Origin of the sequence: Aliiglaciecola sp. 3_MG-2023, from assembly GCF_030548205.1 — a bacterium.
GTDB lineage: Bacteria > Pseudomonadota > Gammaproteobacteria > Enterobacterales > Alteromonadaceae > Aliiglaciecola.
Genome location: NZ_JAUORV010000002.1, coordinates 272,234 through 296,254, shown reverse-complemented (window position 1 = coordinate 296,254; position 24,021 = coordinate 272,234). Strand labels below are relative to the sequence as shown.

The window sequence follows — 24,021 nt, the reverse complement described above, 5'->3', positions numbered from 1 at the left end:
CGAGTTTTTTGGAAAAATGGTTAATTGATGTCGGCTAAGTCACTAAAGCAACATATTTTTAGGTTATCGAGTGTATTGGTTTTGCCCTGTGCCATCGCCATTTTGGCGAATGTCTGGATATCATCTATTGATCAAGCAAAGTTGCAATTAGCTAATAATCTTAAAGTGGCCGAATCAGTATTTACCCAAGTGCTTGATGCCAGAGAGGCTCAGTTAATTAGCTCAACCAAAGTGCTTATCTCAGATTATGGGTTTAAGGAAGCTATCGGCGAACAAGATAGTCGCACTATTGGTAGTGTGTTGGTTAATCACGGCAATCGTATATCGGCTGATTTAATGGCGCTTATATCGCCAGAGGGAATAATCACTAACAGCACATCAGACCGCTTAGCTTTAGGCAGTAGCTTCCCCTTTCCGCAATTGGTTGAACAAATTAAATATGAGCTTTTTATCAGTGAAATATTGTTGATAAACGACAAGCTATATCAAGCGATATTAATGGACGCTAGGGTGCCAGGCGTTCCAACTTTAGCGCTGGTGGGTTTCGAAATAGATAGAAGCCTACTTGAATCCATGAAGATTATTACCCAGTTAGATACCACCATTAGAGTTTTGAAAAACCAACAAAAAGTGTTTCAGGTATCAACGTTAAAAGAAGCACATTTTGACACTAATGTTATGCTCGAAAACCAAGATCTTTCTTGGTTTAAATTATCTTTCACGCCAGAGCTGCAATTTATCTCTAAGTCTTTTTTATTGAAAGAACGAGAAAACGGTCAAATATGGGCAATGATGACGGAAGACTCTGAACGCTTGTTTGGCGAATTTAATCAATTACAAATTAAAGTTACGCTAATTGCCTTGTTAAGTGTGCTGTTAGCGCTATTTTTTGGGGCAATAGTCGCTCGAAGATTATCCAAGCCCTTAGGTCAATTATCCTTTGTAGCCCGCAAGATTGCGGCAGGGAATTATGAACAGCCAATAGATATTAAGAGCAATACTCTTGAAATAGATGCGTTAACCAGTTCATTTAAGACCATGCAGGCTAATGTGCACGAACGTCAAAAGCAAATTAGTTATCAAGCAAGTCATGATATGTTGACCGATTTGCAAAACAGATATCAAATTCGAGAAGTCATATCGGAGTTGTTTGCAAAGAAGCAACATTTCCAGGTGGTTGGCGCTAATATTCTTGGTTTTCGTGGTGTTAATGATACCTTTGGATTCCAAAATGGGGATAGCTGTCTGCAAGCGGTTGCGAGCAGAATCAGGCAACTAGGAGGACAAAGCGCAAGATTAAATGGCGGTGAGTTTTTATGGATCCCTGAATCACCTATTTCCATGGAAAATTTAACCGATATCCAAAAAGAGATTGAATCGCCCATTATGATCGATGATGTGGTTATGAACATCAGGTTGGCCCTAGGTATTATCTCTTGTCCCGAAAATTGTGAAGATGCAGAAAGTGTTTTTAAGCGCTTGAATATCTTACTGGATGAAGCTCGTACTTCGCCTAGTTTGATAGTCAGTTATCACCAAGATTTTGAAAACCGTTATACCCGCAGACTAGCCATAATCTCTGAGCTTAAACATGCATTAATATCAAATCACTCTGAACTGAAAATGGTGTATCAACCGAAATTAGATTTAAGTTCAGGTCAAATTACTCATGCAGAGGCATTGATTCGTTGGAATAGTGCGGCTCTGGGGTTTGTGCCTCCTGATGAGTTTATTGGGATAGCGGAGCAAGCGGGTCTAATTGGCCAAGTAACCGACTTTGTTATTCGCTCAGCCATTGTCGACGCCAAAAAAGTAATAGACAGTGGTTTACATATTTGTATTGCGATTAATTTATCGGCAAAAGACATTCTTAACCCTAATCTGTTAGAGACTATCGAACAACATTTAAAGAATTACGGAGTGAGTGCGAGTTGTTTATCCTTTGAAATTACAGAAAGTGATTTAGTCGCCGATCCGCAAAAAGCGGTGGTGGAATTAAATAAATTTAGAGACGTCGGTTTTTCTCTCGCCATCGACGACTTCGGAACAGGTTACTCATCTTTAGCCTATTTAAAACAATTACCGGTTTCTGAATTAAAGATAGATAAAAGCTTTGTACTCAACTTAGTGGACCAAAGCAGCGACCAGCAAATTGTGCAGACCATTTTGGAGTTAGCCCATAATTTTCAATTGGGGGTAATTGCTGAAGGGGTAGAAAATCAACAGAGTCTTGAATTACTAAAAGAATGGGGGTGTGATTGGGTTCAGGGATATCATGTCTGCCGTCCAATAGCCGTTGAAGATATGATTGACTGGTGTTTGCAAAATAAACGAACTAATTGGTTTGAATAAAACCGGGTTAGTATAAAGTTCGCCAATTCATTGGAAATTTCTCATATTTGCAGTCTATTTTAAGGTTTCGTCATTATTTCGTGATAATTTTGGGATAACTTGAGTCCACAATTCTTCTCGTCAACTAATCCAATTGTCGAGGAAAATTTATGAAATCAAGTACTAAAATATTGACTGCTAGTTTACTTACTGTCGCTATGCAACCAGCATGGTCTGCTGATCTTAGCGTGGAAATCCAAAACCTTACCCAGGGCATATACTTCACTCCCATACTTGTGGCTGCACACACTCCAGATGCGAGCTTGTTTGAATTAGGTGAAACTGCCTCTGCGGAAATAGAAGCTATGGCCGAAATGGGCAGTTTGGATGGATTAATGACCATTGGCACATCTGTAAATGCTGATATGGTTGCAGACCCTGCTGGTGGCTTACTTGCCCCATCAATGTCGACTAGCACTGCGCTTATGACAGATGATTCTAATACCGTGTTATCTATCACAGCGATGATATTACCTTCAAATGATGGTTTTGTTGGACTGGACAATTGGTCAATTCCAAGTGAAGCAGGAACCTATACTTTCTATTTGAACGCATACGATGCAGGCACTGAAGCAAATGATGAATTGCGTACTAGTATGCCTGTCCCTCCTCCACTTGATCCGCTATTAGGTAGCGACGGCTCCGGGGTTACCAGTGAAGAATCGAATGCGACTGTTCATATTCATCGCGGGAATATAGGGGATGATGAAGCTAGCGGTGGAACCAGTGACATGGTGAATAGTATTCACCGTTGGTTGAACCCAGTTGCCAAAGTAACAGTAACCGTAAACTAGGAGGCTGTAATGTTGGAATTATTTAAAAATAAGCCACTACGATTAGCAATTGTTGCGTCCCTGACTTTAGGACTCGCCGCTTGTAATGACGACGATGATCCGGAAACGCCAGTTGTACCTGAGGTTGTGGATGTGACATATCAAGTTACCGTAACTAACCTAACCAATGGACAGCCATTATCACCAGTGGCGGTCATGTTGCACGCTGATGACAATTTCTGGATGATTGGTGAGTCAGCATCCGTTGAGCTGGAAACCATGGCTGAATCTGGAGACAATTCAGGCTTGCTCGGATTACCTATGGTTTTAGCCTCTGCTTCTGGAGAAGCACCCATTGGCCCTGGTGGAAGTGAAACCTTTGAGGTGACGATTGAAGATATAACGGATGCCAAGTTAACTGTTGCTACAATGTTAGTGAACACAAATGATGCTTTTACCGGTCTTAATGCTTGGGACTTGTCTGAATTAGCGGTCGGAGATTCGTGGAAACGCTCAATGTCTGCTTATGATGCGGGAACTGAGGGGAACTCGGAAGCGGCTGGAACAATTCCTGGCCCGGCTGATGGCGGTGTTGGTTTTGAAGATGCCCGCGATGACGTAGATTATGTCGCCGCACACCCAGGTGTAGTAACGTCTTCAGACAACTTAGCTTCTTCAGTGTTGGACTCACAACATAAATTCGACAACCCGGTTATAACCATTAGTGTGACTCGGATCGAATAGTAAAGCGATAATCAGTTAACTTTAGTTAATCGAGCCTCGCTAAAGTTAACTGACTTTTTAGGTAATTTACGATGACAGATAATGTGCTTTTGGTAGAAGACGATAAAGATATCGCAAACTTAATTCGACTCAATTTATCTGAATTAGGTATTGAAACCACCCATATTGATAACGGCAAGGCTGCTTTAGAGTCAGCATTAAATGATGATTATTCATTGATGATTTTAGATGTTATGTTGCCTCAAATTAGTGGCTTAGATATTTGCCGTCAGGTTAGGGATAAGAAACCCCAACAAGCCATAATCATGTTGACTGCAAAGAATTCTGAAACTGATCGGGTGCTGGGTCTTGAGCTAGGTGCCGACGATTACATGACCAAACCTTTCAGTGTCAGGGAATTACAAGCTAGGGTGCGTTCACAGCTCAGAAAAGTTGCTCTTTTGGCGGATGCTGGTCGTAAAACCGAATCTGAAAATGAAAAACCACTGTCTATTGGTAGTTTAGTGATCAATCAAAAAAATCACTTAGTGCTGTTTGACAACAGTCCTTTGGATCTCACGGCGACTGAATTTGAGTTGTTGCTGCATTTAGCCAGTCACCCGAATCAAGTATTCAGTCGCAGCCAATTACTTGAATCTGTATGGGGATATCATCATAGTGGTTATGAACATACGGTTAATTCCCACATAAATCGTCTTCGCGCTAAGATAGAACAAGATGCAACTTCACCGCTGATTGTGCAGACTGTTTGGGGAGTGGGCTACAAATTTAACCCTGAAGGGGTACACAAACTCACCGCAAATAGTTGATGTGCATGCATAAGGTGAGTAACTTTAATTCCAATTTAATATAATGACTTTGTCCTATTCTTACCAATATAAGGCATACTCACTGTCGCAAATTATTGACACTGTTATTCTCTGAGGGTTAAAAAATCTGTATACTCTCAGTTTTTAAACATCAACTATATTTATTGGGAAGTGACTTTGGGCAGTACTCTACTTATCGCTTTTTCCATTGTACTCGTAATTGAGGGGCTTGGGCCTATGTTGTTCCCCAAGCGGTGGAAAAGTTACATATATCAAATCGCCACTCAACCAAGTGAACAGCTTCGCACTATTGGCGGTGTGATGGTAATTGTAGGTGCAATTAGCTTATTCTTTTTAGTCGGAAAATAATCCCCTAATAATGCACAAATCTATTGATTTACCCCTTTCAACTCGGTTTTTAATAAAAAAATTGTCATAAGTTCGCAATAAACCCCTCAGAAATTGAAAAAACGGATGATTTATCAGCACAAATTTTGGTAGAATCCACGCCTAATTTCCTGACAGTTTTCTTCAATGGCTAAAAATGTTGTAGTGCTCGGTACCCAATGGGGTGACGAGGGTAAAGGTAAAGTAGTAGATTTACTCACAGATCAAGCGACCTATGTGGTCCGTTATCAAGGCGGACACAATGCGGGTCATACACTGGTAATCGATGGTGAAAAAACCGTCCTGCATTTAATTCCTTCAGGTGTTTTGCGTGACAACGTTACCTGCGTCATAGGTAATGGTGTGGTGTTAAGCCCAGAGGCTTTATTAAAAGAAATGAAAATGCTCCAAGATCGCGGTATACCGGTCAAAGAGCGTTTGGTTATTAGTGAAGCTTGTCCTTTAATACTTCCCTATCATATTGCCTTAGATATGGCACGGGAAGAAGCGCGTGGTGCTAAAGCAATAGGTACGACTGGTCGTGGTATTGGTCCCGCATACGAAGACAAGGTTTCTCGACGTGGACTGCGAGTCGGTGACTTATTTAACGCAGAAGATTTTGCGGTTAAATTGAAAGAAATTCTTGAGTACCACAACTTTGTATTGACTAATTATTACAAAGTAGACCCTGTAGATTATGAAACCGTATTGAAAGATGCTCTTGCGGTGGCTGACATCTTGAAAGCCATGGTGGTGGATGTGACCGACGTATTGGATAAAGCCCGATTACGTGGTGATGCCATTATGTTTGAAGGTGCCCAGGGTACTTTGTTAGATATCGACCACGGTACTTACCCTTATGTTACCTCTTCAAATACGACTGTAGGTGGTGTTGCTACTGGCGCTGGTTTTGGTCCTCTTAACTTAGATTATGTGCTCGGTATTGTAAAAGCCTATACCACTCGAGTGGGTTCTGGTCCTTTTCCTACTGAATTAGATTGTGAAGTAGGCCAACATTTAGGCGTGAAAGGACACGAATTTGGTGCGACTACCGGTCGTAAGCGCCGCACAGGATGGTTTGATGCCGTTGCAATGAAACGCGCAGTCCAAATCAACTCCATTACGGGGTTCTGTCTAACCAAACTTGACGTGCTAGATGGCTTGGAAGAGTTGAACATTTGTACTGGGTATCAGCATGCAGATGGCAGCATAAAAGATGTTCCACCTATGGCAGCTGACGACTACGACCTAATCAAGCCTGTTTACGAGACTATGCCCGGATGGAGCGAAAACTCTTACGGTGTAACTAGTTATGATGGGTTGCCTCAAGCGGCTAAAAATTACATCAAACGTCTAGAAGAGCTAACGGGTGTCCCCATTGATATTATTTCAACGGGTCCTGACAGAAATGAAACTATTGTTTTGAATCATCCATTTTCTGCCTAACCTCTGTTGTTATCCATGGAAGCCGCTTATTAGCGGCTTTTTTTATAGGTTAAATCCGAGCAATATTTCACAAAAAGCATTGTATATTTAGGTTATAACTATATGTGTACTAGTAGGGATGTAAAACTTTTTAAGGGGTGTTTATGAATGCTGTCAATCCAAACGCGGCTGCAAAAGAGCAATTATCTCCAATTGGGGATAAGGTCATGGCCATACGCGAAGTATTTGCCAGTGGATACACTAAAGAATATGCCTGGCGCGTAGAGCAACTTAAACAATTGGAATTGCTGATCCATGAAAAACAAGGCGTGTTACTAGAAGCCCTAGCTGCAGATTTAGGAAAGTGTAAAACCGAAGCATGGATATCTGAGTTGGGTTTTGTGTTAAGTGATATAAAACACACCCTAAAGCATTTAAAAAAATGGATGAAACCCCGTAAGACCTCGACGCCTATGGGCGCACAGCCAGGCAAAAGCTATGTTCTTCCAGAACCCTTGGGTACGGTGTTAATTATTGGGGCATGGAATTACCCGTTTCAGTTACTACTTGCACCTTTAGTGGCAGCAATAGCCGCGGGTAACTGTGCAGTATTAAAACCATCGGAATTAGCCGAGAACATGTCTAAATTGCTATCTGAGGTTATTCCAGAGTATTTAGATAATAACGCTTTTGCGGTGGTGGAAGGGGCTGTTGATGAAACCACAGAGTTATTAGCCCAGCGATTTGACCACATTTTTTATACTGGCGGTGAAGCCGTTGGTAAAATCGTGATGGCAGCTGCAGCTAAACACCTCACACCAGTTACACTCGAGTTGGGTGGCAAAAGCCCATGTATTGTAGATAGCACTGCAAGTATTGATGTCACTGCAGCTCGAATTGTGTGGAGTAAATGGATGAATGCCGGCCAAACCTGCGTAGCACCCGACTATGTTCTGGTTGATAAGAGCATTGCTGACCAATTGCTGGTGGCGATTGAGAATAAAATAACTGCTTTTTATGGCGAGTCAACTGAAGCGAGTAAAGACTATGGCAAAGTTATAAACCAACGACATTTTCAACGGTTAGCGAATTATTTAGAAGATCAAAAAGTAGTTTTTGGCGGCAGGCAAAATATTCAAACGGGTTATTTTGAGCCCACCTTGGTTTTAAATCCGCCACTAGATAGCGATCTGATGCAACAAGAAATATTTGGACCAATCTTACCCATCATCACCTTAGATTCTATGCATCAAGCTATACCCTTCATCAATGAGCGCTCAAAACCTTTGGCTTTGTATCTCTACTCTAATAATGACGAATATAAGAAAAAAGTTTTACTCCAAACCTCGGCAGGTAACGTATGTATTAATGATGGCTTTATGTTCATGACGAACCCTAACCTACCTTTTGGCGGTGTGGGCAATAGTGGTATGGGCAGCTATCACGGTCGTGCTGGCTTCGATGGACTAAGCCATTTAAAAACGGTAATGGAACGTAGTTTCAAGTTTGATGTGAGTTTGCGTTACCCCCCGTTTAACAAATTAAAATTGTCGCTACTAAAGAGGATTCTGTAATGGAAAATTGTGAGATTCGCCCATTTCACTTGGCTATTCCAGTAGATAATTTACCAAAAGCAGAATGGTTTTATGGTGAGGTGCTTGGCTGCTCCAAAGGTCGGCAAAGTGAACAATGGATTGACTGGAACTTTTATGGTCACCAACTCGTCACTCACTTAGTTGATAAAATGCCGTTAACACCGACGCCAAATCAGGTCGACGCTAAATATGTTCCTGTGCCCCATTTTGGCGTGGTTTTAAGCATGCCTGATTGGCGCATTTTGGCTGAGCGAATGCAGCAGCATAATACAGAATTTGTTATAGAGCCTTATGTTCGATTCGCTGGCCAAGCTGGAGAACAGGCAACCATGTTCTTTCTAGATCCTAGTGGGAATGCATTAGAATTTAAGGCATTTAATGACTTACAACAATTGTTCGCTGTTTAAAAACATCGGCCAAATTATGCTCAGAATAGCCGCTTGTATACCTTTATGCTTGTTGAGTTTTTACGCTCAGGCAAGCCAGTTAGGCGCGAAGGTAGAGAGTGAAATCAGATTTGATGATCGTTCGCAAAAACCACAAAGGTATCAATATCGTGTTCGCGTCTATCCTCACGTTATGTTGGATGAGGACCAATATTGGAGTGTTAACGCGTTTGCGGTTACTGGTGAGGAGTTCTCTTCTAGCCATAATACTTTAGATGATGGCACTGGGGATCACTTCTATTTGAGACGTTTGTACTTGCGGTATGAGAAGGGACAAAATAAAACTGAATTTGGTGTAATCCCCACTTATAAAGGGCGAGTGTCTTCTACTGGTTTGTCTAAAGATGGTTTTATTGCGGGTATTCGTCAAGTTGTGGGGATGCAAAATGGTCGATTTGAGGTAGTTGTGGGTGATTTAGATACTACCCAAGCTGAAGAGGCATTTGCAGACATCAATGAACTTAATTACGCTGAGGTAGAATATTCCAGCTCCTTTGATGGGCCACTCAATTATGAGATCAGTGCTGATAGGGTGTTACAGCAAAATTTTGTACGAGGAGAACTGCGCTACGAGGGAAATAAGCAAACCACTTATGCATTCGAATTGATTAACCGCTTAGATACTTCAGCCAAGAAAATAGTGTTGAGTGTTGAAACAGAATTTAATCTATTTAATCAAACTGCTGAAGTGTTTAGTTATTACGCCTACGTCAATGATGAATTTGGTCAACGCACCGCTTTAATTGAGGATTTTCTGGCCACTGGACACGGGGTCGCCTTCGAACTTAAATCGCGGTTTAATGACGAATGGCCAATAGAATGGTTTACAAAGTTCGAAGCGTATGAGAGTAATACTCGCGTTCAATTTGGGCTTAAATACGGGTTTAGCTTATAACGCAAATTCTTTGGCTAGTACCCTTAGTGAAACCCTAAGAGCTGGTCACTATGCTATTGTGACTGTTTTTCTTGCCTTTCTTGGTAGCAGTGTAGCGACCCGGAATGTGGTTTACTGCAATTAAAATATTCAGGGTCACTGCGCCTAATACCGACAATAGTACAATGTCTAACTCAAACATTAATAACGATGAGGTTAGAATAGTACAATCTGCTAATAACCCAATATTACCCGCTCTAAGATTATATTTGTTCTGTAAATACAGGGCTAAAATACCCAGTCCACCGAGACTTGATTTATGTCTAAACATGATCAGCATACCAATACCGATGAGCATGCCACCCACAGTTGCAGCAAACACAGGGTCAAGATCAGAAATGACAATAAATCGATCCATATACTCAGTCATTAGTGAAACCAAAGTGACCGAGATGAAGGTATTAATGGTGAAACGTTTACTCAGTTTTGTCCATGCCAAAAAATAAAATGGAATGTTAACAACAAAGAATACGGTACCAAAACTGTACGGCAGAAAATGCGTACCTATAATGGCGATTCCTGCACTACCACCGGTTAAAATCCCCTCGGTTCCGAAAAATACGACGCCTAGAGATACGAATATACCAGCACTGAAAAGTGCTAACACATCTTCGTAGAATCGGTGAGTAGGGAATGGCATAACTCGTTGTTTTCCTCTTCGCAATGGTGGTTCAAGAATTTGCCGCAAGTGTACCGCAATTCGCTCAGCTTAAAAGGTTGTAGCCGGTATGTGCTGGTGAAATATTGAACGCTAAAGTATCGCTTTCTTTACGACTCTTTACACTCTGGTAAACGGACTGTTGATAAGATGTAACTATTGTTTGGAAAGAAACAAAATGTCCCAGAATTACAATTTTAAGTCCCATTTTTATGCTTTTTATTGTCCCAAGATTACAAGTTTATGTCCCAAATCTAAACGTTCCCCTTAATTAAGGGAGTGAACAAATACTCATCAAGGATAAGTGTTAAGAAACTTCATTTCCTATTGTATAAGTTAATTTGAGTATGTAAGCACTCACTTTATTAAGTGTCTTATTGAAGGGATAATTGCGGGTTATTAGAATCGGGTCATTAAAGTATAATAACCCGAATGTGAGCTGACAGCTCTTAGTCGTATTAGTCTGTATATTCATCATCAAATATTTCTTCAATGGGCATATGAAATAGCCTCGCTGCTTTAAACGCCAAAGGTAAACTAGGATCAAATTTACCTTTTTCAATTGCGTTTATGGTTTGTCTAGATACCTCTAGCGCTTCGGCTAAATCAGCTTGGGTCCAGTCACGTTCAGCCCGCAACACTTTTAGTCGATTTTTCACATGTATCTCCTAGAACCAATGGCCACTGAAACGCCATAACTGATCCCCATAACAAACAAAATATTAGATGGATTTGGAGAATGGGATAACAAACGGGTTGCCTCTATCAATCCATAAGCTGCGCCAAAGACCATACTTATACCTAAAGACATTGCCATCGCTTCTAATTGTATTTTTCGTTGCATTTCGTCCATACGGCTCAGATGGTGTTTGTTGGCCATAATCATTTTGAAACCAAATCCAAAGTTGATGCAAAGAGCAATAACCGTGAAAGTTGGATCATAATCCCATAAAAGCTTGGGGCCAAATGCGAATAACGCTAAGCTGAATACCCAAGTAAACGTCCAAACGGCTAGATGTATAGTAGCTGTTTTCCCTCGTCCCTTCTTGTTTTGAGAATCGTTATTAATGGCGTTCATAGATTTTCCTCATTTGTCTGCTTTGGTTGATATAAAGTAAATAAAACTTTACTTTATATCAAGGTTAGGTGTCTTTTAGGTTGAAGTCAAGTGTAGTTTACAAAATGTTTGGTCTTATAGATATTTCTATGGCTGGAGGATGCTCAGAAGTGGGGATTTGAAGCAAAGTTCTAACCCACCGTCGCCTTATCATTTATCGGAGTTTTTAGGTGCTGCACTAAAGTACTATAGCCAATTAACATTTCATTAACTAAAAATAGTGTCTCTACTAAAGCAAGAGTTCTCATTATGAAAATTATTTTTAGTTTGTTGGTTATGTTAATTTCGTCTGTCAGTTTTAATGCATTTGCAAACAGCTGCAAAGATGCGGTCGTGTTAGTGCATGGCAATACCGCATCGCCAAATAGCTGGGATAACACCTATGATCTTTTAATCGATGAGGGATATTCTCCTTCAGAGATTTTTCGGCCTGATTGGGGATCTAAGTCCTGTGCAGTTTGTAATAATCACTCCGGTAGTGAAGAAACGCCAGTTCGTCAAGGGATTAACGATGCCATTGCACAATCTTGTACCGGCAAAATTGATATTATTGGCCATTCCATGGGGGTGACATTAGCGGCGCAACAGGTTTCCAAGTTAGCGGTATCTAGTAGTGTTGATACTTTTGTTGGTATTGCTGGTGCATTACGTGGTCTTTGGTCATGTGGTGTGTACCCATACAATGTGTGGAATTCGACTTGCGGTTATTATGGATTATCAGTGCAAAGCCCTTTTCTGGATAGTCTCTACGGCACGCCTTTAGGGGACAAGGTGTATTCTATCAAAAGCAATATTGATCAGATTGTATGCAGCACAGGGGTTTGTTCCGTTGGCGGCGTGCATAGTAGTCGAATTTGGAATGAAGATGCTAGCTACACCTATGTTTTAGGGCATTTTGGTTTGCAAACTGACACCGCGACTCAGCAAGTTAACTTGATTCAGTAATCGAGTTTATAAACTATTACAAAACAGATGATTTAAAGGACCTGAAAAAAAAACACCTAATGAACCAAAGTTCATTAGGTGTTTTTAAATCAAAGCTTAGCTTTGATAATTGTGAGTTTAAACTCGTTCAAATACGGTTGCTATCCCTTGACCAAGACCAATACACATAGTGGCTAGACCAACTGATTTGTCGTTAGCTTCCATTAGATTTAGCAAGGTTGTGGAAATTCGAGAACCGGAACAACCTAGAGGATGTCCTAGCGCGATTGCACCGCCATTCAGGTTTACTTTGTCTTCGTATGTATCGAACCAGCCTAACTGTTTGATACATGACAATGCTTGAGCTGCAAACGCTTCATTAAATTCTGCTAACTCAATATCGTCCATGGTCATACCTGCACGTTGAAGGGCCTTTTTAGTTGCCGGAACTGGACCGAAGCCCATGATCGCGGCATCACAGCCTGCAACTGCCATAGAACGAATTTTGGCTCTAGGGGTTAAACCAAGAGCCTTAGCGCGCTCAGCAGACATTAATAGCATGGCAGAAGCACCATCGGATATGGCTGAAGAAGTACCCGCAGTGACTGTTCCATTTACTGGATCAAATACAGGACGAAGCGCCGCCATGGTTTCAATGGTAGAATCTGGGCGAATCACCTCATCTGCATCAATCAGCTTCAATACGCCGTTAGCATCATGGCCTTCAATAGGCACAATCTCATTCCAGCGACCTTCCAAGTGAGCCTTATGGGCTAATTGGTGTGAACGCGCGCCAAAGGCATCTTGCATTTCACGGGTAATACCGTTCTGTCTACCTAGTAGCTCAGCGGTCATTCCCATATTGCCTGATGCTTTCGCTGTGTATTTCGCTAATCCTGGGTGAAAATCGAGGTTGAAGGTCATAGGCACGTGGCCCATGTGCTCAACTCCGCCAATCATATACACATCACCCATACCGGTCATAATACCTTTGGCAGCATCATGCAGGGCTTGCATAGATGAACCGCATAAACGGTTAACTGTCACGGCGGCTGTGGAGCGGGGGATCTGAGTTAGCAGTTGGGCATTACGAGCAACGTTAAAACCCTGTTCTTTGGTTTGCTGAACGCATCCCCAAATGATGTCTTCAATTTCGCTTGGATCAACACCAGGGTTGCGTTCCAACAATTTAGTCATCAAATGAGCAGATAAGGTTTCTGCTCTTACGTTACGGAAAATACCGCCTTTCGAACGACCCATAGGGGTACGAATGCAATCAATAACAACTACGTCTTTCATGTTAAGTCTCCTTGGGTCTGTTTAGGCTGAAAGTTGAAAATAAGATTTACCAGAAGCGGCCATTTCGCGCACGCCATCTGTAATTTGGTAAATCGGTCCTAAATGCGCATATTTATCCGCCAAGGCTACAAAATTACTCAATCCCATTGTTTCAATGTAGCGGAACACACCCCCTCTAAACGGTGGGAAGCCCAGGCCGTATAGTAATGCCATATCCGCTTCAGCTGCACTGCCTACAATGCCTTCCTCTAAACAACGAATCATTTCATTTGCCATAGGGATCATTAAGCGTGCAATGATTTCGTCTTTATCAAACTCTTTAGTGTCTGCACAAATAGGCTTGATTAAATCATAGGCTTCCGGTGCAGGTGTTTTGCTTGGACGACCGCGTTTATCCACACCAAAATTATAGAAACCTTTACCGTTTTTCTGGCCAAGTCGTTCGGCTTTGTACATAACAGTAACCGGATCATCGCCAATTTTTTGCATGCGCTCTGGAATGCCGTCGGACATCACACTTGAAGCGTGGTCTGCGGTATCCATACCAACAACATCTAACAAGTATGCTGGACCCATGGGCCAACCGAAGATTTTTTCCATCACTTTATCTACTGCAACAAAATCTGCGCCATCTAGCACGATTTTGCTGAAGCCAGCAAAGTAAGGGAATAAAACACGATTGACTAAGAAGCCCGGGCAGTCATTAACCACTATGGGGGTTTTTCCCATTTTTAAGGTAGCAGCCACCACTGTATTAATGGTTTCTTCAGAGGTTTTTTCACCACGAATAATTTCCACCAACGGCATCTTATGCACAGGATTAAAGAAATGCATGCCACAGAAGCGCTCTGGCTTGTCTAAGCTTTTAGCCAATTGATTGATGGAAATAGTTGAAGTGTTAGAACAGATGATCGCGTCATCCGCTACCGCTTGCTCTGTTTCTTTCAACACAATGCCTTTGACTTTCGGGTTCTCCACTACCGCCTCTATGACTAAATCAGCGTCTTTAATCGCAGAGTATTCCAGAGTGGGGACGATATTGTTTAATGTAGAAGCCATTTTTGCAGCATCCACTTTGCCACGTTGCATGCCTTTACCTAAGATCTTGGCTGCTTCATTTAAACCCAGATCAAGAGCTGGTTGGGCAATGTCTTTCATAACAACAGGTGTGCCTTTTACTGCTGACTGGTAAGCAATGCCACCACCCATAATACCTGCGCCTAAAACAGCTGTTTGCTTGATTTCTTTGCTAGAAGCTTTCGCCTGCTTTTTGCCTTTGCTTTTGACCAGCTGATCTGCGAGGAAAATCCCCACTTGAGCTTTTGCTTCGTCAGATTTTGCTAGCTGAGTAAAACCTTCATTTTCAAGTTTCAATGCACCTTCACGGTCAAGGCCTGCCGCTTTAGCAACGGTATCAACCATCAAGTGTGGTGCTGGGTAGTGCTTTCCTGCTTGAGCTGCGACCATGGCTTTGGCGGTTGAGAAACTCATCATGGCTTCATTCTTACCCAGGGTCAGGGGAGCCTTCTTTTGCGCCCGACGAGCTTGCCAGTCAAATTTTCCAGCAATTGCGTCTAATAAGATACTTTTACCGGCTTCAATTAAGTGTTCTGGGGCAACTACACTATCAACAGCCCCTTCTGCTAAAGCTTTCGCTGCTTTTCTGTTACGTCCTGTTGTCATCCATTCAAGGGCATTATCTGAGCCAATCAGCCTTGGAAGACGAACTGTGCCACCAAAACCAGGCATCAAACCTAATTTTACCTCTGGTAAGCCTATGCTTGCAGTCGTGTCGGCAACACGCAGGTCACAAATCAACGTCATTTCACAGCCACCACCTAAAGCGAAGCCGTTTATTGCTGCTACTGTGGGAAAAGGTAAGTCTTCGAATCGATCGAACACTTGTGAAGTTTGAGCGACCCAATCGAGGACTTTTTCTTGGGGCATATCAAAAAGACCTGTAAATTCGGTGATGTCTGCGCCAACAATAAAAGTAGACTTGGCAGAACGAACTAGCAGACCTTGAATGTTACCATAGCTGGCTAGTGCTTGGGTTGCTTGGTCTAATTCACTGACGGTTTGCTGGTCAAATTTATTCACGGAACCGTGTGCATCAAACACGAGTTCAGCGAGACCGTTGTCCAGTAATTTCGCACAAAGGCTTTTGCCTTCAAAAATCATCGTTATCTCCTTCAGTTTAAGGCAGAATAAATGGCATTCATCAAGTAAACTAAAAATCTAAAATACTCTGAGCCATGTTGTAGGGTTATTTATTTTAATCTGGTTTTAATTCTTGGTTATTCACATATAAAGGTGTAATTTTTTGCACTAAAGCAGTAAATTGTTGTCGAGAGTATAATTACTCTCAGCTTTAGGCGACTAATAATAACATGTGGTCGGATGTCTATTATTCAATTTATTTATGTATTAATATTTTCTGAACGAAATGACTTAGTGGATACGCTGTTCAGATATTTTATTATTCGGAGTTATAACAGCTTTTATGAACTATTTTTTCCGGAACGCTTTTGTGGTGCTGACAATTTTGTGCAGCTTCAGCATCCGCTTACACGGACAACCCTTGGATATAGCCCGTGAAGATGCTTTAGCCCATCAACGGAATGTCTTCAAAGCGCTAGAAAATATGGTTGCTAAGCCTAATTCACCGGAATATCGACGTTTAAGAGAGCAGTTGAAAGGTTATCCGCTAGAGCCTTACATTGAGCAGAAAACCCTCAAAGCTCACCCTTATCTTGCCAATCAACAAAAAATAAAATCTTTTTTAGCTCAGCATGAAGGCTCGCCGTTAGGACGCTCTCTTCGCTATGCATGGCTAACCTATTTAAAAAAGAAAGATTATGCTGATTTATTCATGGAGTATTTTCGGCCGACTTCCAACGTTGAGCTCACCTGCCAATACTTAACTTATCGGTTGCAAGACCCTCTAAATCGAGAAAGTGTATTCGAGAAAGTATCGCAACTTTGGGTAGTAGGTAAGTCGCAGCCAAACGAATGCGATAAGGTATTTGAAGCATGGACACAGGCGGGCTTCAGAACTAACGATAAAGTCTTAAAACGGGTTGCTTTGGCTGGTAATGGTGGTAGCCACACCCTTATCCCTTATTTAAAAACCTTATTGCCGAGGGAGCAACAATATTTAGCTGACTTATGGTTGCGGGTGCGTCGTTCACCGAATTACGTAAGTAATCTATCTAAATTTCCAAACAAGAATCCAACATTAGAGTTGGACATTATCCAGTATGGCCTAGGACGTCTGATATGGCGTGATGAAGAATTGGCGATTAAAACCTGGCAATCCGTATTGAGCAAGTTCAATGTTGAGCAACGTCGGCAATATGATGTTGCTGGCAAGTTTGCAGTGGCATTAGCTATTTCTGAACATGATAAAGCCGATGAATGGCTGGAGAAAGCCAGCCATGAAAATGCTGAAGAGCAATTATTTCGCTGGCATTTAGCCCATGTACTAAAAAGTGGTAACTGGCAACATGCATTGGAAGTGATTGAACAGATGCCTGAAAAAAACCGCGCGGAATTGAGCGCTCGATATTGGCAGGCCCGTGCCTTGGAGCAAATGCAGGCCATTGATAGTGCTAATCAAAATTACCAGTGGTTGGCGAAACAACGACATTACTATGGCTTTTTGGCCAGTGGTAAGCTGGCCAAAACGCCGCACATCATCGACCGCCCGCTGGAGTTTGATCAACAAACCCTCAATACTGTTGCCAATATGGATGCAGCCAAGCGAGCTTACGAGTTTCTTCAGTTACAGCGGTTTACCTCGGCAAGGCGAGAGTGGTTTCATTTACAATCACAACTTAATCAGCAGCAAAAATTAGTGTCAGCGGTTTTGGCTGATAGCTGGGGGTGGCACGATCGCGCAATTTATGGCTTTTCCAACACGGGCTATCTAGATGATATCAAACGGCGCTTTCCAATGGCCTATCGCGAAGAGTTAGTGAATCAATCTGAGGCGAATCAAGTTGATCCTGCTTGGGCTTTCGCTGTTGCCCGCAGAGAGAGTTCGTTTATGTCGGATGCCAATTCTAGTGCAGGTGCCAAAGGATTAATGCAATTGTTGCCGGGGACGGCTCGTTATTTAGCGAAAAAACAGATCAAAACAAATGTGCTTTTTGATCCGAATATTAATGCTGGATACGGTACTCAGTATTTGCGCTATCTAATGGATAAAATGGACAACAATCCCGTGTTGGCAACAGCATCATACAACGCTGGTTGGCGTCGGGTGCAAAAATGGATACCCAAAGATCGCAGTTTGCCAATAGATGTTTGGATTGAAACCATACCTTATAAAGAAACCCGTAATTATGTAAAAGCAGTACTTGCCTACCAGCAAATATATGCCATGCAATTGGGTAAAGATTCTCCACTTTTTAATGAGCTAGCAACTATGCAGTTGGGCGGAGAAACCTTATAAATGGCTCAATTGATTTACAGCAAAAGGATTAACTTTCAGTGCCTTTATTGACCCCTTCCCATTGGTATATGTTAATCTAGCGCCATTCTGTTTAATCCAAATGAAGTCATATAATTACTATGCAAACATTTTCTGATTTATATCCAAGCCACATAATTGAAATGCAAAAGCGCACTAAAGAAGCCTTGCTGCGTGAGGGCATTGATGGCTTGATTATCCATTCCGGTCAAAGCAAACGGATGTTTTTGGATGATAATCACTACCCATTTCATGTCAACCCACAATTTAAAGCCTGGTTGCCGATCATTGATAATCCCAATTGTTGGTTGGTTGTAAATGGCATCGATAAACCCAAGTTAATATTTTATAGGCCTAAAGATTTTTGGCATACAGTTCCACCAGAGCCGACTGATTTTTGGGCGACTGAATTTGATATTGTATTTTTGACTCAAGCCGATGCAGTGGAAAAACACCTTCCCTACGATAAGAAAAACTATGCCTACATTGGTGAATACTTGGAGGTTGCTACTGCTCTTGGTTTCGAAATGGTCAACCCTGACAGAGTGTTGCATTATTTGCATTACTATCGCGCGTATAAAACCGACTATGAATTGTTATGTATGCGCGAAGCAAATCAACTGGCGATTAAAGGACATTTGGCTGCTGAACAGGCTTTTCGCAGTGGCATGTCTGAGTTTAATATTAATCAAGCCTATTTAAAGGCGGTGAAACAAAGTGACAATCAAGTTCCCTATAACAATATAGTTGCACTTAATGAAAATGCGGCAATATTGCATTACATGGAGCAAGACACCAGTGCGCCTACTAAATTTCGCTCTTTTTTGATTGATGCGGGTGCAAGTTTTCACGGTTATGCTGCGGATATTACACGTACCTATAGCCATCAAGATGGTCGTTTCGCTGAATTAGTGACAGCAATGGATGAGGTCACTCTCAAACTGGTCGACCTACTGAAGCCTGGCGTGGCTTATACTGAAGTGCATTTAGCAGCACATAGGTATATTGCTGAGCTGTTGAATCGCTTTAATATTGTTAACTTGTCGGCACAAGATATAGTGCTAAATGGCATAACAAAAACATTTTTTCCCCATGGTATTGGTCACTTTTTAGGATTACAAGTACATGATGTTGCCGGACATGTGGCAGATGATCGGGGTACACCTAATCCGCCACCGAAAGAGCATCCGTTCTTGCGTACTACGCGCATTATTGAATCGAGACAAGTGTTTACAATAGAGCCTGGGTTGTATTTTATTGATAGTTTATTAGCGGACTTGCGAGCCACTGAACAGTCAAAATACCTAAACTGGGATGTGATTGATGCTTTTAGACCTTATGGCGGCATCCGTATTGAAGACAATATTATTGTGCATCGCGATCGCAATGAAAATATGACCAGAGAAATGGGCTTGAATTAGTCGCTAACGATTTAGCGACTACTAGGACAGTCGCCGCTGTTTAAGCGGCGCGTTCCACAGAGATATGGGCCAGCCCAATCAGTGCTTGCTTGTAATCTGAGTCAGGTAAAGGTGCAAGAGCGTCAATGGCTTGTTTCGACGCTTCCTGTGCTTTTTGTTTGGTGTAGACCAATGAACCCGTTTGTTCCATTGCCGCTAATATTTCGTCTAAGCTTTCCATACCGTTATTGAGCTCAATGGCTTCTTTGATCAGCGCTGATTGTGCTTCATTTCCATTCCACATGGCATATAGCAGTGGCAATGTGGGTTTGCCTTCAGCCAGATCATCGCCAACATTTTTACCCATTTCATCACTGTCTGCAGCATAATCAAGAATATCATCAACCAACTGAAATGCGGTTCCTAGATAGCGTCCATAATCTTGCATTGCTTGCTCTATCTCGGGACTTTGGTCAGTGATCACTGCGGCTAATAAAGTAGCAGCTTCAAACAGCCGTGCGGTTTTGCTGTAAATTACCTCCATATAATTTTCTTCTGATGTCTCGGGATCATTGCAATTCATTAATTGCATAACTTCGCCTTCAGCGATGACGTTAGTTGCCGATGAAAGAATTTCCATTACTCTCATCCGTTTTAAGTCGACCATCATTTGAAATGATCGCGTATACAAAAAATCACCCACTAAAACACTGGCTTGATTGCCAAAAACCGCGTTGGCAGTCTCTTTTCCACGACGCATGGTCGACTCATCGACAACGTCGTCATGTAATAAAGTGGCAGTATGTATAAATTCAATAATGGCTGCTAGTGTATGATGTTGTTGGTTTTCAATTCCTAAAGCGCGGGCTGCAAGCACAGTTAATAGTGGGCGTATTCTTTTCCCGCCGCTATTAACAATGTAGAATCCCAGCTGATTGATCAGGGCTACATCTGAATTCACTTGAGCCTGGATTAAGGCGTTAACAGCTTGCATGTCAGGATCGGCAAGACGGTGTATGTTATTTAAGTCCATTGTAAGTCAATTGGCTCATTTTTTTGGTCTGTTAATATGCGTGCAATTCTACATAAATACACAAATCTATCTAGTCAAGTAACCGAATATTATGGGTGTTCACAGAAAAAGGCGATCTTTTCCCAAAATAATTAAGAATTAGGCTTGCTACGATAGCTCAGTTCACGTACAATTCGCGCCCTGTTTTTGAATTGTAGCGCCGTGGGCGCAGAGCGGAGTTAAATATGTACGCGGTTTTCCAAAGTGGTGGTAAACAACACCGTGTGGCCGAAGGCCAAACCGTTCGTCTAGAGAAAATCGAAGTTGCACCGGGTGAAGCGGTTGAGTTCGATAATGTCTTGATGGTTAGTAATGGTGAAGATGTAAAAATTGGTATGCCTTATGTTGATGGCGGCAAAGTAACTGCAGAAGTAGTTTCTCATGGCCGTGGTGACAAAATTAAAATTGTCAAATTCCGTCGTCGTAAGCATTCTCGTAAGACCCAAGGTCATCGTCAGTGGTTCACAGAAGTGAAAATCACTGGCATAAACGCTTAATAGGAGTACGAACTAATGGCACATAAAAAGGCGGGTGGTAGTACTAATAACGGTCGTGACTCAGAAAGTAAACGTTTAGGTGTTAAGCGTTTCGGTGGCGAGTCTGTATTAGCTGGTAATATCATTGTTCGTCAGCGTGGAACACGTTTCCACCCTGGAGATAATATGGGTATCGGCAAAGACCACACTCTTTTCGCATTGTCTGATGGCAAAGTGGAGTTTGGTGTTAAAGGTCCTAAGAACCGTAAATATGTAAGCATCGTTGCTGAGTAAGACGAGCTAACACATAAATCAAAAAAACCCCGCTCTTGCGGGGTTTTTTATTGCTAGAGAAAAAAGTAGAGGCGGAGTAATATATTACTTAGCCTGTGAATGCTTAATTGAGGTGTGAGATGAAATTTGTAGATGAAGCTGAAATACGTGTTGAAGCTGGAGACGGCGGCAATGGCGTTATCGGTTTTCGCCGCGAAAAATACGTTCCTAGGGGAGGCCCCGATGGTGGTGATGGCGGTGATGGCGGCAGCGTTTATCTGGTCGCAGATGAAAATCTTAACACCTTGATCGATTTTCGCTTTGAACGGTTTCACCGCGCTGAGCGCGGTAAGAACGGTCAAGGCAGTGATTGTACCGGCCGTGCAGGAGCAGATTTAGAGCTCAAAGTGCCCGTTGGTACCCGAGCAACTGATAAAGATACGGGTGAGGCCCTTGGGGATCTCACCAAGCATGGTATGCGCTTGAAGGTGGCTCAAGGTGGATTCCATGGCCTTGGTAATGCGCGATTTAAAAGTAGTACCAACCGTGCTCCAAGACAGAAGTCCAACGGCTCTCCAGGTGAGATTCGGTGGTTAAGTTTAGAATTAATGTTGCTTGCTGATGTGGGCTTATTGGGGTTACCTAATGCAGGTAAATCCACATTTATTCGTTCAGTATCTTCTGCAAAACCCAAAGTTGCCGACTATCCCTTTACTACCCTAGTACCTAACTTAGGCGTAGTAAGACAAGACGCCCAACGTAGTTTTGTGATCGCTGATATACCTGGTTTAATTGAAGGTGCCGCTGATGGCGCTGGATTAGGCATACGCTTTTTGAAACATCTCGAGCGCTGCCGCATTCTATTGCATTTGATCGATTTAATGCCTGCGGATCAATCGGATCCTGTGGAGAATGCTAAAGCGATTATTGGTGAGCTTGAAAAATACAGTCCCAAATTAGCCGAGAAACCGCGCTGGTTGGTTTTCAATAAGATTGATTTGCTACTTGAAGATGAAGCTAAAGAAATCTGCGATAACATCATTGAAGCCTTAGAATGGGACGGTCCAAGTTTCCAAATTTCTGCCTTCCAGAAGAAAAATACCGATGAACTGTGTCGTGAAGTGATGAATTACTTAGATACATTACCAAATGAAATGGACGCCTTGGAAGAATCTAAGGAAGAAGTTGACTTCAAATGGGATGCTTATCATAGTCAGACACAACAAGATGACCACCTTGAAGACGATGATGATGACTTTGATGACGACGACGATGATTACGATGTGGAAGTGGTTTATACCCGAGAGTAGTGTTTAATCGTTAACGCTAGCGAGCCTAGATCTTACGCCTGAACAAGTTTCAGGCGTTTTTGTATCATAATATACTGTCTTAAAATGGTGATCCCCTGATAGACCAGAACATGCGTATCACTATTTAAACTTGGCAACCTGAGTAGTGCTTTGTGGCAGACATTTTCACGATTAAAAGTGTTAATATGCTGAATAATCCAAAATAACAGTTACCACTGTGTATTTGAAAATCGATATTTTAAAAAACCTTTAAATTTTCGGTCAATTGCTCTAATTCATTTTCTAAAATTAATCCTATTTTAAGGCTGAATGCTTATATGTTGATATCAATGATCGCCGCCATGGCAAAAAATCGAGTAATAGGGGCGGATAACGCTATGCCTTGGCACCTTCCCGCAGACTTAGGTCACTTCAAACGCACGACTTTGGGTAAGCCCGTTGTAATGGGAAGGAAAACCTACGAGTCTATCGGAAAAGCGCTCCCAGGCCGATTAAACATCGTTATTAGTCGTGACCCTGATTATCAGCTGGGTGATGCTAAGGTTGTGGCTAGTTGTGAGCAGGCCGTTAGTGCTGCAGGTGAGGTAGATGAACTTATGGTGATTGGTGGCGGCACTATCTACAACTATTTTTTACCTTTATGTCAGCGTTTGTATCTAACTGAAATAGAGTTAGACGTAGAGGGTGACACCTATTTCCCCGACTACAACAAGTCTGCTAAATGGGAGTTGGTTGATACTGAATCACATCTTGCAGATGAGAAAAATAAGTATAATTATCAATTTCTCACTTTGGATCGTATTGAAGGTTAAATGAAACATTATGGGCGTGCAAAATAAACCTCAGTAACGTCAAAACCGGGGAATTTAGCGCGCTAATTGCTTCTGTGTTTTTACGCTTCGTGGTACTTTATTAACACGCAATTTTTAAGTTGAGCAAAACAATGCCAAAAGCTAGTGAAGTAAAAAAGAACGCAGCCATTGAACACAATGGTAAAGTTTACCTTGTAAAAGATATCAACAAACTCACTCCCAGTGGCCGCGCCGGCGCGAGTCTTTACCGAATGCGTTTGTATGAGGTCTCGACAGGGGCAAAGGCGGACGAAAGTTTTAAAGCGGATGAGATCATCAATACTGCTGAGTTTTTCCGTCGTAAAGTGATGTTCTCTTACGTTGACGGTACCGAATACGTCTTTATGGATAATGAAGATTACACGCCGTTTTCGTTGGATAAAGAGACTATTGCTGATGAATTACTGTTTTTCACCGAAGAAACCGAAGGTTTACAGATACTAATTGTTGACGGTAAGCCCGTAGGTATAGAGTTACCACCATCTGTGGAGCTTGTTATTACTGAAACTGATCCTTCAATTAAAGGCGCGTCAGCCAGTGCTAGAACCAAGCCTGCAACGCTTTCAACCGGTCTCGTTGTTCAGGTGCCAGAATACATTGCCTCAGGTGAGAAAATTAAGATCAATACCGCCGAGCAAAAATTCACTAGTCGTGCCTAACTTT

The 24,021-nt window shown here is 42.1% G+C and carries 23 protein-coding genes; 17 read left to right on the top strand and 6 right to left on the bottom strand.

The genetic code is table 11. The features are described 5' to 3' along the window. Nucleotides 1–27: 27 nt before the first annotated feature. The 9 genes from Q4574_RS03320 (at nt 28) to Q4574_RS03280 (ending at nt 9,465) form a co-directional block, all read left to right on the top strand. Nucleotides 28–2,352, top strand: a complete 2,325-nt coding sequence (locus tag Q4574_RS03320; protein ID WP_303471470.1) for an EAL domain-containing protein — start codon at nt 28–30, stop codon at nt 2,350–2,352. Nucleotides 2,353–2,501: 149 nt separating this feature from the next. Then, nucleotides 2,502–3,185 carry a spondin domain-containing protein gene (locus tag Q4574_RS03315; protein WP_303471468.1) on the top strand — a complete coding sequence of 228 codons (684 nt, stop codon included), beginning with the start codon at nt 2,502–2,504 and terminating at the stop codon, nt 3,183–3,185. A gap of 9 nt (nt 3,186–3,194) precedes the next feature. Beyond that, nucleotides 3,195–3,908, top strand: a complete 714-nt coding sequence (locus tag Q4574_RS03310) for a spondin domain-containing protein (RefSeq protein WP_303471465.1) — start codon at nt 3,195–3,197, stop codon at nt 3,906–3,908. A 71-nt stretch (nt 3,909–3,979) separates the two neighbouring features. After that, nucleotides 3,980–4,717: a response regulator transcription factor gene (locus Q4574_RS03305; protein ID WP_303471462.1), complete on the top strand. Its 738-nt coding sequence runs from the start codon at nt 3,980–3,982 to the stop codon at nt 4,715–4,717. A 177-nt stretch (nt 4,718–4,894) separates the two neighbouring features. After that, the gene (locus Q4574_RS03300) at nt 4,895–5,086 is read left to right on the top strand and encodes a DUF2065 domain-containing protein (RefSeq protein ID WP_303471461.1); all 192 of its coding nucleotides are present in this window, start codon (nt 4,895–4,897) and stop codon (nt 5,084–5,086) included. A gap of 165 nt (nt 5,087–5,251) precedes the next feature. Beyond that, a complete protein-coding gene (locus tag Q4574_RS03295; RefSeq protein ID WP_303471459.1) occupies nt 5,252–6,550 on the top strand; it encodes an adenylosuccinate synthase in 1,299 nt (432 codons plus the stop codon). A gap of 143 nt (nt 6,551–6,693) precedes the next feature. Continuing rightward, a complete protein-coding gene (locus tag Q4574_RS03290) occupies nt 6,694–8,103 on the top strand; it encodes an aldehyde dehydrogenase family protein (protein ID WP_303471458.1) in 1,410 nt (469 codons plus the stop codon). Then, on the top strand, nt 8,103–8,531 hold the full coding sequence (locus tag Q4574_RS03285; RefSeq protein ID WP_303471455.1) for a VOC family protein: 429 nt from the start codon (nt 8,103–8,105) through the stop codon (nt 8,529–8,531). The genes Q4574_RS03290 and Q4574_RS03285 overlap by 1 nt, the downstream gene beginning before the upstream one ends. Next, on the top strand, nt 8,503–9,465 hold the full coding sequence (locus Q4574_RS03280) for a hypothetical protein (RefSeq protein ID WP_303471453.1): 963 nt from the start codon (nt 8,503–8,505) through the stop codon (nt 9,463–9,465). The genes Q4574_RS03285 and Q4574_RS03280 overlap by 29 nt, the downstream gene beginning before the upstream one ends. A 34-nt stretch (nt 9,466–9,499) precedes the next feature. Here the strand turns inward: Q4574_RS03280 and Q4574_RS03275 are convergent, their stop codons facing one another. From Q4574_RS03275 to Q4574_RS03265, 3 genes are all read right to left on the bottom strand, one after another. Next, nucleotides 9,500–10,144, bottom strand: a complete 645-nt coding sequence (locus Q4574_RS03275) for a YitT family protein (protein ID WP_303471451.1) — start codon at nt 10,142–10,144, stop codon at nt 9,500–9,502. 476 nt (nt 10,145–10,620) lie between these two features. Beyond that, nucleotides 10,621–10,821, bottom strand: coding sequence for a helix-turn-helix transcriptional regulator (locus Q4574_RS03270; RefSeq protein WP_303471448.1), 201 nt, complete (start codon nt 10,819–10,821; stop codon nt 10,621–10,623). Continuing rightward, a complete protein-coding gene (locus tag Q4574_RS03265) occupies nt 10,818–11,240 on the bottom strand; it encodes a DUF1420 family protein (RefSeq protein WP_303471446.1) in 423 nt (140 codons plus the stop codon). The genes Q4574_RS03270 and Q4574_RS03265 overlap by 4 nt, the downstream gene beginning before the upstream one ends. Nucleotides 11,241–11,528: 288 nt before the next feature. On the opposite strand from Q4574_RS03265, the gene Q4574_RS03260 reads away from it, so the two are divergent. Next, the gene (locus Q4574_RS03260) at nt 11,529–12,224 is read left to right on the top strand and encodes a triacylglycerol lipase (RefSeq protein ID WP_303471445.1); all 696 of its coding nucleotides are present in this window, start codon (nt 11,529–11,531) and stop codon (nt 12,222–12,224) included. Between the two features lie 117 nt (nt 12,225–12,341). On the opposite strand, the gene fadA is transcribed toward Q4574_RS03260, so the two are convergent. Beyond that, nucleotides 12,342–13,502, bottom strand: coding sequence for an acetyl-CoA C-acyltransferase FadA (fadA, locus tag Q4574_RS03255; RefSeq protein ID WP_303471442.1), 1,161 nt, complete (start codon nt 13,500–13,502; stop codon nt 12,342–12,344). A gap of 21 nt (nt 13,503–13,523) precedes the next feature. Continuing rightward, nucleotides 13,524–15,683, bottom strand: a complete 2,160-nt coding sequence (fadB, locus tag Q4574_RS03250; RefSeq protein ID WP_303471441.1) for a fatty acid oxidation complex subunit alpha FadB — start codon at nt 15,681–15,683, stop codon at nt 13,524–13,526. A 400-nt stretch (nt 15,684–16,083) separates the two neighbouring features. On the opposite strand from fadB, the gene Q4574_RS03245 reads away from it, so the two are divergent. Then, nucleotides 16,084–17,958, top strand: coding sequence for a lytic transglycosylase domain-containing protein (locus tag Q4574_RS03245; protein WP_303471438.1), 1,875 nt, complete (start codon nt 16,084–16,086; stop codon nt 17,956–17,958). A 119-nt stretch (nt 17,959–18,077) separates the two neighbouring features. Continuing rightward, the gene (gene pepQ, locus Q4574_RS03240) at nt 18,078–19,397 is read left to right on the top strand and encodes a Xaa-Pro dipeptidase (protein WP_303471436.1); all 1,320 of its coding nucleotides are present in this window, start codon (nt 18,078–18,080) and stop codon (nt 19,395–19,397) included. Nucleotides 19,398–19,437: 40 nt separating this feature from the next. On the opposite strand, the gene ispB is transcribed toward pepQ, so the two are convergent. Next, nucleotides 19,438–20,409, bottom strand: a complete 972-nt coding sequence (ispB, locus tag Q4574_RS03235) for an octaprenyl diphosphate synthase (protein WP_303471435.1) — start codon at nt 20,407–20,409, stop codon at nt 19,438–19,440. A 224-nt stretch (nt 20,410–20,633) separates the two neighbouring features. Between ispB and rplU the strand changes: the two genes are divergently transcribed. The 5 genes from rplU (at nt 20,634) to yeiP (ending at nt 24,017) form a co-directional block, all read left to right on the top strand. Further along, nucleotides 20,634–20,945 carry a 50S ribosomal protein L21 gene (rplU, locus tag Q4574_RS03230; RefSeq protein WP_303471432.1) on the top strand — a complete coding sequence of 104 codons (312 nt, stop codon included), beginning with the start codon at nt 20,634–20,636 and terminating at the stop codon, nt 20,943–20,945. 15 nt (nt 20,946–20,960) lie between these two features. Continuing rightward, nucleotides 20,961–21,218 carry a 50S ribosomal protein L27 gene (gene rpmA, locus Q4574_RS03225; RefSeq protein ID WP_216049065.1) on the top strand — a complete coding sequence of 86 codons (258 nt, stop codon included), beginning with the start codon at nt 20,961–20,963 and terminating at the stop codon, nt 21,216–21,218. A 119-nt stretch (nt 21,219–21,337) separates the two neighbouring features. Beyond that, nucleotides 21,338–22,507, top strand: coding sequence for an Obg family GTPase CgtA (gene cgtA, locus Q4574_RS03220; protein ID WP_303471428.1), 1,170 nt, complete (start codon nt 21,338–21,340; stop codon nt 22,505–22,507). A 317-nt stretch (nt 22,508–22,824) separates the two neighbouring features. Beyond that, the gene (gene folA / locus Q4574_RS03215) at nt 22,825–23,319 is read left to right on the top strand and encodes a type 3 dihydrofolate reductase (RefSeq protein WP_368411630.1); all 495 of its coding nucleotides are present in this window, start codon (nt 22,825–22,827) and stop codon (nt 23,317–23,319) included. Between the two features lie 131 nt (nt 23,320–23,450). Further along, nucleotides 23,451–24,017, top strand: coding sequence for an elongation factor P-like protein YeiP (yeiP, locus tag Q4574_RS03210; protein ID WP_303471426.1), 567 nt, complete (start codon nt 23,451–23,453; stop codon nt 24,015–24,017). Nucleotides 24,018–24,021 lie beyond the last annotated feature (4 nt).

What these genes read in the sequence shown, in the direction of transcription:
- Q4574_RS03260 (WP_303471445.1), top strand. Translation starts at nt 11,529, where the DNA reads ATGAAAATTATTTTTAGTTTGTTGGTTATGTTAATTTCGTCTGTCAGT.
- Q4574_RS03320 (WP_303471470.1), top strand. Translation starts at nt 28, where the DNA reads ATGTCGGCTAAGTCACTAAAGCAACATATTTTTAGGTTATCGAGTGTA.
- cgtA (WP_303471428.1), top strand. Translation starts at nt 21,338, where the DNA reads ATGAAATTTGTAGATGAAGCTGAAATACGTGTTGAAGCTGGAGACGGC.
- yeiP (WP_303471426.1), top strand. Translation starts at nt 23,451, where the DNA reads ATGCCAAAAGCTAGTGAAGTAAAAAAGAACGCAGCCATTGAACACAAT.
- fadA (WP_303471442.1), bottom strand. Translation starts at nt 13,502, where the DNA reads ATGAAAGACGTAGTTGTTATTGATTGCATTCGTACCCCTATGGGTCGT.
- Q4574_RS03265 (WP_303471446.1), bottom strand. Translation starts at nt 11,240, where the DNA reads ATGAACGCCATTAATAACGATTCTCAAAACAAGAAGGGACGAGGGAAA.
- rpmA (WP_216049065.1), top strand. Translation starts at nt 20,961, where the DNA reads ATGGCACATAAAAAGGCGGGTGGTAGTACTAATAACGGTCGTGACTCA.
- Q4574_RS03305 (WP_303471462.1), top strand. Translation starts at nt 3,980, where the DNA reads ATGACAGATAATGTGCTTTTGGTAGAAGACGATAAAGATATCGCAAAC.
- rplU (WP_303471432.1), top strand. Translation starts at nt 20,634, where the DNA reads ATGTACGCGGTTTTCCAAAGTGGTGGTAAACAACACCGTGTGGCCGAA.
- Q4574_RS03285 (WP_303471455.1), top strand. Translation starts at nt 8,103, where the DNA reads ATGGAAAATTGTGAGATTCGCCCATTTCACTTGGCTATTCCAGTAGAT.
- pepQ (WP_303471436.1), top strand. Translation starts at nt 18,078, where the DNA reads ATGCAAACATTTTCTGATTTATATCCAAGCCACATAATTGAAATGCAA.
- Q4574_RS03295 (WP_303471459.1), top strand. Translation starts at nt 5,252, where the DNA reads ATGGCTAAAAATGTTGTAGTGCTCGGTACCCAATGGGGTGACGAGGGT.
- folA (WP_368411630.1), top strand. Translation starts at nt 22,825, where the DNA reads ATGTTGATATCAATGATCGCCGCCATGGCAAAAAATCGAGTAATAGGG.
- ispB (WP_303471435.1), bottom strand. Translation starts at nt 20,409, where the DNA reads ATGGACTTAAATAACATACACCGTCTTGCCGATCCTGACATGCAAGCT.
- Q4574_RS03315 (WP_303471468.1), top strand. Translation starts at nt 2,502, where the DNA reads ATGAAATCAAGTACTAAAATATTGACTGCTAGTTTACTTACTGTCGCT.
- Q4574_RS03310 (WP_303471465.1), top strand. Translation starts at nt 3,195, where the DNA reads ATGTTGGAATTATTTAAAAATAAGCCACTACGATTAGCAATTGTTGCG.
- Q4574_RS03290 (WP_303471458.1), top strand. Translation starts at nt 6,694, where the DNA reads ATGAATGCTGTCAATCCAAACGCGGCTGCAAAAGAGCAATTATCTCCA.
- Q4574_RS03275 (WP_303471451.1), bottom strand. Translation starts at nt 10,144, where the DNA reads ATGCCATTCCCTACTCACCGATTCTACGAAGATGTGTTAGCACTTTTC.
- fadB (WP_303471441.1), bottom strand. Translation starts at nt 15,683, where the DNA reads ATGATTTTTGAAGGCAAAAGCCTTTGTGCGAAATTACTGGACAACGGT.
- Q4574_RS03280 (WP_303471453.1), top strand. Translation starts at nt 8,503, where the DNA reads ATGACTTACAACAATTGTTCGCTGTTTAAAAACATCGGCCAAATTATG.